Below are 1,554 nucleotides of genomic sequence, written 5' to 3' on the forward strand. Positions count from 1 at the left end.
CGTTCTCGAGGTCCAGAGCCACTACGTCGGCAAGTGTCCGACGGTGGTCAGCTCATGGGTGGAACGTTGACTACTCGGCACAGATGGCTCGGATGGCATCGCTAGTACTGCTTCGGCGTGGAACGTGGTGATCATCGGGTGACTGTGTCGGGCACGCTGTTGGGTGTCTGAGGGTGCGGCCGTCTGGTCGTCCTTCGATGCCGGCCCCAGTGCACTCGAATCTTGCTGGTTCGGGGTGATGGGTGGTTGGTCGTTGTTTGAGAACTGCACAGTGGACGCGAGCATCTGTGGCCAAGTTTTTAAGGGCGCACGGTGGATGCCTTGGCACCAGGAACCGATGAAGGACGTGGGAGGCCACGATAGTCCCCGGGGAGTCGTCAACCAGGCTTTGATCCGGGGGTTTCCGAATGGGGAAACCCGGCAGTCGTCATGGGCTGTCACCCGCTGCTGAACACATAGGCAGTGTGGAGGGAACGCGGGGAAGTGAAACATCTCAGTACCCGCAGGAAGAGAAAACAACCGTGATTCCGGGAGTAGTGGCGAGCGAAACTGGATGAGGCTAAACCTTAAGCGTGTGAGACCCGGCAGGGGTTGCGCTTGGGGGGTTGTGGGATCTCTCTTCCACGGTCTGCCGGCCGTGGGACGAGTCAGAAACCGTTGATGTAGGCGAAGGACATGCGAAAGGTCCGGCGTAGAGGGTAAGACCCCCGTAGTCGAAACGTCAGCGGCTCGTTTGAGAGACACCCAAGTAGCACGGGGCCCGAGAAATCCCGTGTGAATCTGGCGGGACCACCCGCTAAGCCTAAATATTCCCTGGTGACCGATAGCGGATAGTACCGTGAGGGAATGGTGAAAAGTACCCCGGGAGGGGAGTGAAATAGTACCTGAAACCGTGTGCCTACAAGCCGTGGGAGCGTCGGGGCTTCGGCCCTCGTGACTGCGTGCCTTTTGAAGAATGAGCCTGCGAGTTTGCGGTGTGTTGCGAGGTTAACCCGGGTGGGGTAGCCGTAGCGAAAGCGAGTCCGAATAGGGCGGTGGAGTAGCACGCTCAAGACCCGAAGCGGAGTGATCTAGCCATGGGCAGGTTGAAGCGGAGGTAAGACTTCGTGGAGGACCGAACCCACCAGGGTTGAAAACCTGGGGGATGACCTGTGGTTAGGGGTGAAAGGCCAATCAAACTCCGTTATAGCTGGTTCTCCCCGAAATGCATTTAGGTGCAGCGTCGTGTGTTTCTTGCCGGAGGTAGAGCACTGGATAGGCGATGGGCCCTACCGGGTTACTGACCTTAGCCAAACTCCGAATGCCGGTAAGTGAGAGCGCGGCAGTGAGACTGTGGGGGATAAGCTCCATGGTCGAGAGGGAAACAGCCCAGAGCATCGACTAAGGCCCCTAAGCGTACGCTAAGTGGGAAAGGATGTGGAGTCGCACAGACAACCAGGAGGTTGGCTTAGAAGCAGCCACCCTTGAAAGAGTGCGTAATAGCTCACTGGTCTAGTGATTCCGCGCCGACAATGTAGCGGGGCTCAAGCGTACCGCCGAAGTCGTGTCATTGCA

The 1,554-nt window shown here is 58.2% G+C and carries 1 rRNA gene (cut by a window edge); it reads left to right on the plus strand.

Annotated elements, in window-relative coordinates:
• The first annotated feature begins 289 nt into the window (after positions 1-289).
• Positions 290-1,554: ribosomal RNA gene (locus tag ACFY2Z_RS41555) — 23S ribosomal RNA — on the plus strand; it runs 1,922 nt beyond the window's last position.

It is taken from the genome of Streptomyces sp. NPDC001222, assembly GCF_042896945.1.
Lineage (GTDB): Bacteria > Actinomycetota > Actinomycetes > Streptomycetales > Streptomycetaceae > Streptomyces > Streptomyces gibsoniae.